Annotated in this window: 7 protein-coding genes and 1 pseudogene; all 8 read right to left on the bottom strand. The window is 67.2% G+C overall.

The features are described 5' to 3' along the window. Positions 1 to 43: 43 nt before the first annotated feature. A complete protein-coding gene (gene ftsA / locus Q322_RS0113000) occupies positions 44 to 1,381 on the bottom strand; it encodes a cell division protein FtsA (protein WP_029478342.1) in 1,338 nt (445 codons plus the stop codon). After that, a complete protein-coding gene (locus Q322_RS0113005; protein ID WP_084147983.1) occupies positions 1,378 to 2,073 on the bottom strand; it encodes a cell division protein FtsQ/DivIB in 696 nt (231 codons plus the stop codon). Before Q322_RS0113005 ends, ftsA begins: the two co-directional genes overlap by 4 nt. After that, the gene (locus tag Q322_RS0113010; protein WP_051668529.1) at positions 2,070 to 3,005 is read right to left on the bottom strand and encodes a UDP-N-acetylmuramate dehydrogenase; all 936 of its coding nucleotides are present in this window, start codon (positions 3,003 to 3,005) and stop codon (positions 2,070 to 2,072) included. The genes Q322_RS0113005 and Q322_RS0113010 overlap by 4 nt, the downstream gene beginning before the upstream one ends. Next, entirely contained in the window at positions 3,002 to 4,435 is a 1,434-nt protein-coding gene (gene murC, locus Q322_RS0113015; RefSeq protein ID WP_029478345.1) for a UDP-N-acetylmuramate--L-alanine ligase, read from the bottom strand. Before murC ends, Q322_RS0113010 begins: the two co-directional genes overlap by 4 nt. 20 nt (positions 4,436 to 4,455) lie before the next feature. After that, complete coding sequence (gene murG, locus Q322_RS0113020; RefSeq protein ID WP_029478346.1) at positions 4,456 to 5,637, bottom strand: undecaprenyldiphospho-muramoylpentapeptide beta-N-acetylglucosaminyltransferase; 1,182 nt, start codon at positions 5,635 to 5,637, stop codon at positions 4,456 to 4,458. A 50-nt stretch (positions 5,638 to 5,687) separates the two neighbouring features. Beyond that, positions 5,688 to 6,215, bottom strand: a complete 528-nt coding sequence (locus tag Q322_RS0113025) for an NADPH-dependent FMN reductase (RefSeq protein WP_084147982.1) — start codon at positions 6,213 to 6,215, stop codon at positions 5,688 to 5,690. Positions 6,216 to 6,228: 13 nt separating this feature from the next. Beyond that, positions 6,229 to 7,410, bottom strand: a complete 1,182-nt coding sequence (locus Q322_RS0113030) for a pyridoxal phosphate-dependent aminotransferase (protein ID WP_029478348.1) — start codon at positions 7,408 to 7,410, stop codon at positions 6,229 to 6,231. A gap of 102 nt (positions 7,411 to 7,512) precedes the next feature. Then, positions 7,513 to 7,796 (bottom strand): annotated as a pseudogene (locus Q322_RS24155) (hypothetical protein); the annotation flags it as partial.

Raw genomic sequence — 7,796 nt, forward strand, 5'->3', positions numbered from 1 at the left:
AAGACAATCAGCGCCCACACGGCCCTACGCCGCCAGCGTCACGTCAGGTCCATTCCTTGAGCCAGTTGCGAACCCGGTTGATCAGGCCCGCATCTGCGCCGGGCTGGGAGGGTTTGGAGGAAACGGCATTAGGCTTGGATTTAACTGGAGTCAGCTCCCTGTCCCGGGGACCGTCCACGATGGGTTGCGTTGGTAGAGGTTGTTCCGGATCCCTGAACACGATCTGCGGTATGCGTCCGTTCTCGCCCAGGCTGTACAGCACCAGTCCCACGCTGGCGGCGTGTTCGGGGCCGCCCACGATGTCGGTCAGGCCGCCGATGCCGCGCGGTCGACCGATACGGACCGGCAGCCGGAAGCGGTCGCGGGCCAGTTCTACCGTGCCGCGCAGCAGCGACGCGCCGCCGGTCAGAACCACGCCCTGCGCCACCAGTTCGGCGGGGCCGAGGGTGTGGTCAATCTCCTCGCGGATCATGGAAAAGATTTCGGCCAGGCGCGGCTTGATGATGCGCGACAGCTCGAAGGCGCTGATGGCGTGGGTGCTGCCCGACGCGGTGGTGATCTCCAGCGTCAGGTCCTGATCGGCCAGTTCCGGCAGAGCCGAGCCATAGCGCTTCTTGACGTTCTCGGCCTCCTCCATGGGGATCTTGAGGATCTGCGCCAGATCCGCCGTGACGTGCTCGCCGCCGATAGGAATGGTGGCCGAGTGCGCCAGATTGCCGCGCTTGAACACCCCGATGTCGGTGGTGCCGCCGCCCATGTCAATCACGATGACCGTCTGGGTCTGCTCCAGCGCCTCCAGTGTGGCCAGCCCGGAGGCCAGGACGTGCAGCACGAAGCCCTCGACGTGCAGCCCGGCCTCCTGCACGCAGCGGCGCAGGTTCAGCAGCGGCCCGGCGGTCCCGGCCACGATATGCACGTCCACTTCCAGACGGACGCCGTGCATGCCCACCGCGCTCTTGATGCCTTCCTGACCGTCCACCACGTATTCCTGCGGCAGCGTGTGGATGATTTCGAGGTTGGGGTCCAGCGGCACGGCGCGGGCGTTCTCGATGGCGCGGTCCACGTCCGGCTGCCCGATTTCCTGATTGCGCCGGATGGCGGCCAGGCCGTGGCTGGTGATGGCCTTGGCGTGATTGCCCGCGACACACACGTACACGTTGCCCACCTTGACGCCCGCCACCCGTTCGGCGGCCAGCACCGACTGCTTGATGGCGTGGGTGGCGCGTTCCAGGTTGACCACGCTGCCGCGCTTCATGCCCTCGCTGGGCACGCTGCCCTCGCCGATAATGTCGACGCCGCCGCCGGAACTGATCTCGCCGATGACGGTGGTGATTTTGGTGGTCCCGATATCCAGGCCCACAATGATCGTGTTGTCCTTCATTCCTGGACGCTCACCCCCCAGGGGTAGATGTTGATGTTCTGTTTTGGATACATGCCGATGCTCCCAGCATACTTCAGTAAGGATTTGAGGTCACCGCTCCAGACCGAGCCGGCGGGCAGTTTAGCCTTTAGCCCGGTCGGCGTGTAGGTCACCGACTCTACATTGTAACCTCTCAGGGCGTTCAGAACTTTCAGGGCGTCGCCCAGACGGGACGGTCCCCAGCCCTGCACTAGCGGAAGGCCCGCCAGCTCGGCATTCTTTTCTGCCGCCGTGGGCAGCACGGTGCCGTCTGCCGCCAGGCCCAGCACCGTTTGCGGGGCCTTCTGCCAGCGCGCCACCGGACGGCGCTCGTTGACCTGCACCCTGACCGTACCGGGAAAACGCCTGGTGACCAGCGCCGAACGCACCCACGGATCGTCCAGCAGCCCGCGCGCCCGCCACGCCCCGTAGTACAGCCAGCCGAAACCGGGCCTCAGGCCCGCCAGCTCGCGCACCCGCTGATCGCTCAGGTGCTGCTGTCCGCTGACCATGACCGTGCGGATGGGCAGCGCCAACCAGCTCGCGGCCAGTGCCCCGGCCAGCACTGCGCCCCCACCGAGCCACCACCAGCGGCGGCGAGACGGCGGACGCAGCGTCGAGAGTGAGGGTGCAGAAGCGCTGCGGTCATCAGGACCCCCGGGAGGTCCGCTCATTTTGCCCCCGCTGCCCACTGGGACGAGACAGCCGTTGGCCCCGCCGATCCTGCGGCGCACTCCGGCCACAGTTCATATTCCAGTTCCAGCGGCACGCCTACCCGCGTGCGGATCAGGTCCAGCAGCGCGTGAACGTCGCTGGCCGTCGCGCCGCCCAGATTGACGATGAAATTGGCGTGTTCGGGGGCGATCAGCGCGCCCCCCACCCGCACTCCCTTCAGCCCAGCCTCGTCGATCAGCCGCCCGGCCCCCATGCCGCCGGGATTCTTGAAGGCGCAGCCCGGCGTCTTCATCTTGGGCTGGCCCTTGCGGGCGGTATCGGCCAGCGTCATTTTCGCCAGCACGTCCTCGGGCGCGGCGCGCTGCAATTTCAGGCGCACCCGCGTGACGATGTGATTCCGAGGAATGCCGCTGTCGCGGTAGCCCCAGCGCAGGTCATCGGGGGTGACCACCTTCAAGCCGTCCGGTGTGGCGATTTCCAGCGTGTGTAGACCGTCGAACATCTCGCCGTAGCGCGTTCCGGCGTTCATCCACACCGCGCCGCCCACCTGCGCGGGAATGCCCACGGTGCCTTCCAGGTTGCTGAGGCCCAGCTTTTGCAGTGCGCGGATCAGACCCGGCAACGGCACGCCGCCGCCCACCCAGCCGGTCACGATTTCGTCCCCGCCGCTCAGTTCGGGGTCGGGGGTCAGCTCGCGCCCGGCCAGCGGGCCGCTCAGGCGGATCACGTGCTCAGGCACGCCCGCGTCGGCGATCACCAGATTGCTGCCGCCGCCCAGGATGCGGTACGGAGCCGTCATCGCCTCGGCCAGTTGCTCATGGTCCGAGACGAACCAGACCTCGGCCTCGCCCCCCACGCCCAGCGTCGTGAAGCGGGCCAGGGAAAGGCGTTCCACCCGCGCGCCGGATTGGCTCTGAACCAGCGTGGTCATCCCGACACCCCGGCGGCTTCCGGCTCCACCAGCTCACGCGACAGCTTCCACACGTCGCCCGCGCCCATCGTCACGATGATGTCGCCGGACTGGGCCGATTCGCGAAGCACGCTCAGCACCTCGGCGCGGTCCGGCAGGTAGCGCACGCCCGCGTGTCCGTTTTTGGCCATCCGCTCCGAGATCAGCGTGGCGTGGACGCCGTCAATCGGTTCCTCGCTGGCGGCGGCGATGTCCAGCAGCAGCACCTCGTCGGCGTCCATCAGAGCGTCGGCCAGCCGGGGCCAGCTTTGTTTGGTCCGCAGATAGCGGTGAGGTTGAAAGACCACCCTTACGCGCCGCCCGGTCTGCCGCGCAGCCTGCACGGCGGCAGCGACTTTGGTGGCGTTGTGCGCGTAGTCGTCGATGATCAGCGCCCCGTTCAGCGTCCCGATGCGCTGCCAGCGGCGGCCCGGTCCCCCGAAAGAGGCGAGGGCGGCGGCGGCGGCCCCGAATTCTCCGCCGTACAGGTGATTGACCGCCAGCGCCGCCAGCGCGTTCAGCACGTTATGCCGCCCTGGCAGGCCCACGCGCGCCTCGCCCAGCACTTCATCCCGGAAAGTCACGGTAAACGAGGTGCCGTCCGGGTCCGGGCGCAGGTTGACGGCGCGGTAATCGGCCCCCTGCGCCTGCCCGTAACTGAGAATCTCTTTCGCCCCGCCGCACAATTCGTCCAGACCCGGCCAGTCGGCGCACAGCAACACGCGGTCCGACTGCGCCACGTAACGCGCAAAACCGGCGTGCTGTTCTTCCACCGTGGCCCAGTAGGTGGCCTGGGTGCCGCCCACATGGTCATCCTCGGCGTTGGTGAACACCGCCGTCTGGCTGCCCAGCTCGGCAAAGGCGCGGTCCGACTCGTCCACCTCGGCCACGAAAGGACCGGTTCCCACACGCGCGTTGCTGCCAAATTCCGGCACGATGCCGCCCACAAAGGCCGAGGGGTCCAGGCCCGCCCCGGCCAGCGCCACGGCGATCATGCTGGTGGTGGTGGTCTTGCCGTGCGTGCCGATCACGCCGATACTCGGTCCTGCGCGCAGCAGCTCGTCCAGCAGCGCCATGCGCGGGCGGACCTCGGTGCCCGCAATGCGTGCCGCCACCAGTTCGGGGTGGTCTTTTGGCACCGCCTCGGAGGCCACCAGCACGTCGATTTTGCCGTGGGGCCGCCCGGTGACGTGCGCCGCCGCGTGGCCGATGATCACCGCGATTCCCTCGGCCCGCAGTTGCGCGGTCAGCTCGGTGCTGGATTCGTCGCAGCCGCTGACCCGTGCCCCGCGCGCCCGCAGCAGACGGGCAAAGGCGCTCATGCCGATGCCGCCGATGCCCATCAGGTGATAGTGCATCTGGGGCGCGTGGGGGCCGGTGGGTGCGGGGGAGGGTGGAGGAAGGTCAGTCATGTCAGCAGGGGGTGGGGCCATCAGCGCAGCTTGCCTTCGATCAGGTCGGCAAAACGCCCGGCTGCGCCCACCGGGCTTCTCCCCAGCGCCGCGTCGCGCATCTCGGCGCGCACGGCGGGCGAGGAACACTGTAACACCGCCGCCCCCAGCTCGGCATTCACGCGGGGCTGTTCCACCAGCGTGCCGGCCCCCGCCTCCTGCACCATGCGCGCGTTGTGGAACTGGTGGTTTTCCGCCGATTCGGGCAGCGGCACCATGATGGTGGGAACGCCGTGAAAGGCGGCCTCGGCCAGCGTGCCGGTCCCCGCCCGCGTGATCGCCAGGTCCGCCGCCGACCACGCCGCCACCGCGTCCACGAAACCTGTGGCGTGATACCAGTCCAGGTCCTGCACCCGCGAGGCCACTTCGGGAAACCAGCGCGGGCCGGTGGAGTGCAGCACCTGAATGGCCTCGCTGCCCACCGCCTCCGAGACCAGATCGCGGAACAGATCGCGCTCGCCTTGCGGTTCAAATTGCAGGTCAATGCGGGCGGTGGTGGCCGCCGAGCCGCTTTCCAGCAGTCCCTCGGTCCCCAGGATGTTCCGCAGGGTGTCGGGCACATTGTTGTTGAGGAACAGCGAACCCTGCGAGCCGCCCATTACCAGAATCGTCAGCGGCCCGGTTCGCAGGTTCAGACGGCCCAGCGCTGCTAAGCGGTCGATGCGTTCCTCGCGCACCGGCATGCCCACCAGCGTGGCCTTGCGGGGGTCCAGGCCCAGCACCCGCTCGTAGGCGGTTCCCACGGCCCGCGCCCGCCGCACCGCCAGCCGCTGAGTCAGGCCCAGGCGGGCGTTTTGCTCGTGCAGCACGGTGGGAATCCGGAGGCTCTGGGCGGCCAGCACCCCCGGCAGACTGGCAAAGCCGCCGTAGCCCACCACTGCGCCGGGCTTGAGTTTGGACAGCACCGCCCGCGCCTGCGCAATCCCCTGCCCGGCCCGGATCAGCTCGCGCGGGTCCGGGCGGCCCTGCCCGCTGCGGGCCAGCTTGCCCGCTTCCACCCCCTGAAACAGCAGTCCATGATCGGCGGCAATGCGTTCCTCCATGCCGCCGCGCTGCCCCAGGATCATGGCCGCGTGCCCGCGTGCAATGAGTTCGTGCGCGGTCGCCACCGCCGGGTAGATGTGTCCGCCCGTTCCGCCTGTTGCCATCACCACCAGAGCCATTGGGGCGCAGTGTAAAGGATGGGGCCGTGGAAGAGGAGAACAGGAGGTCCTCAGCCTGGAGCGCCGCTGTTTTCTGCCGCCTGAAGGCTGCGCCACATCACTTCCAGGGCTTCAGTCACCCCCGGTCCCTCCAGTACGGAGTCCACACCCACTGCCCGGCGCGGAACCTCGATCAACACGGCGTCCAGTACCCGCGCGTCCATCGTCCGCAGCACCTCGGCCAGTTGTGCGGGTGCGTGAATCGATCTGACTGAGGTATGGAGCGCCAGCACCGGCTTGCCGCTCAGGTCACCGCTGCCCACCACCAGGTCCAGCGCATTCTTGAACGCCCCCGGCAGCCCGTGCGCGTACTCCGGGCAGGCGATCAGCACGGCGGCAGAGTCCTTCAGAGCGGCGCGAAAGGCGGTCACGCTGTCGAATTTTTGATCCTCAAGATCTGGATTGAAGTGGGGGAGGTTGTCCAGACCGCCGAAAATCGTCATCTCAACGTCATCTGGAGCTGTCTGCGCCGCCGCGTGCAGCAATGCCGTGTGAACCGAGGCGGCCCGCAGACTGCCCGATAGCCCCAGAACCCTCATCGACGCAGAACCCTCATTCCTCCTGCCCCCGCTGTTGCAGCAAGTCGCCCAGCCGCCGCAACACTTCCTCGATGTTTTCCATGCTGGTGGCGTAGCTCAGGCGAACCTGACCGGGGGCGGCAAAATCGGTGCCCGGGACCACGGCCACCCGCGCGTCGTCGAGGATGATGCGGGCGGCCTCCAGCTCGTTGGGGTGGATAGGCGTGGTGTCGGCCATCACATAAAAGGCCCCCTCCGGCGTGGGCGTCCTCAGGCCCAGCGCATTCAGCCCCTCCACGATGCGGTCGCGGCGCTGGCGGTACGCCCTCAGGGCCACCCCGATAAATTGCGTGGTCTTCTCGTGCTGCTGGAACGCGGCCAGGGCGGCGTACTGCGACACGCTGCTGGCGTTGCTGGTGCTCTGCGATTGCAGGGCGTTCATGGCCGCGATCACGTCCCTGGGGCCGCCCGCGTAGCCGATGCGCCAGCCGGTCATGGCATACGCCTTGCTGGCCCCGTTCACGGTCAGCGTATGCTCCGGCGCAAAGGTGCCGATGCTGACGTGCTGGGCGTCGTACACCAGATGCTCATACATCTCGTCGGTGACGATCATCAGGTTGTGGCGCTGGGCGACCTCGGCTACCGCCTTCAAGACCTCCGGCGTAAATACCGCGCCCGTGGGATTGCCGGGGCTGTTCAGCACGATCATGCGGGTCATGGGCGTGACGCGGGCCTCCAGCGCCTGCGGATCGAGCTGAAAGCCGCTGGCCGGATGTGTTGGCACGGCCACCGGGAACGCGCCGGTCAGCGCCACCATTTCCGGGTAGCTGACCCAGTACGGCGCGGGAATCAGCACTTCATCGCCCGGATTGAGCAGCGCGAAAAAAGCGTTGAACAGCGCCTGTTTGCCGCCAGAAGTGACGGTTACCGCGTCCGGCGCGTAGTCTAGTCCGTTCTCGCGCCTGAATTTGGCGCTGATGGCCTCGCGCAGTTCGGGAATGCCGCTTACGCCGGTGTACTTGGTCTTGCCCGCCTTGATCGCCTGGATGGCGGCGGCATTGACATGTTCCGGCGTGTCGAAATCCGGCTCGCCCACGCTCATGCTGATCACGTCCACCCCGGCCTTTTGCAGCTCCAGCGCGCGGCTGGTGACCGCCACCGTCGAGGAAGGCTTGAGGCTCAGCGCACGCGCCGACAGCAAAAAGGGGCCGCTCATGGGGTCCAGGGTACAGGGGCAGGGGAGGAAGGGTCTGAAGGTCTAGAGCATTTGTCAAAAGAGTTCTCCTCTTTTGACCGAACGGAGTAATACTGACTCCGATTAATTCCTTGACAAGGGCCACCAATGGAAGAGGGTCTGCTGGGAGATGAGATCTGGCTGGGTTTCCAACCAGGCGCATTGCTGGCCCAGCGTCTGAGTGAAGTCATCCATCGTGTCGAACCAGCGATTGGCCACTGTGTCGTCCGTCAGGTCCCACATGCGCTCCACGGGTTGCAACTCGGGTGAGTAAGGGGGCAGGGTGATGATCTGGACACCTGGTGGCTGTCCCTCCTCTGGAGGGACATGGAAACCCGCTCCGTCCTCTACCACCAGAACATGGTGAT

It is taken from the genome of Deinococcus frigens DSM 12807 (assembly GCF_000701425.1).
Classification (GTDB): domain Bacteria; phylum Deinococcota; class Deinococci; order Deinococcales; family Deinococcaceae; genus Deinococcus; species Deinococcus frigens.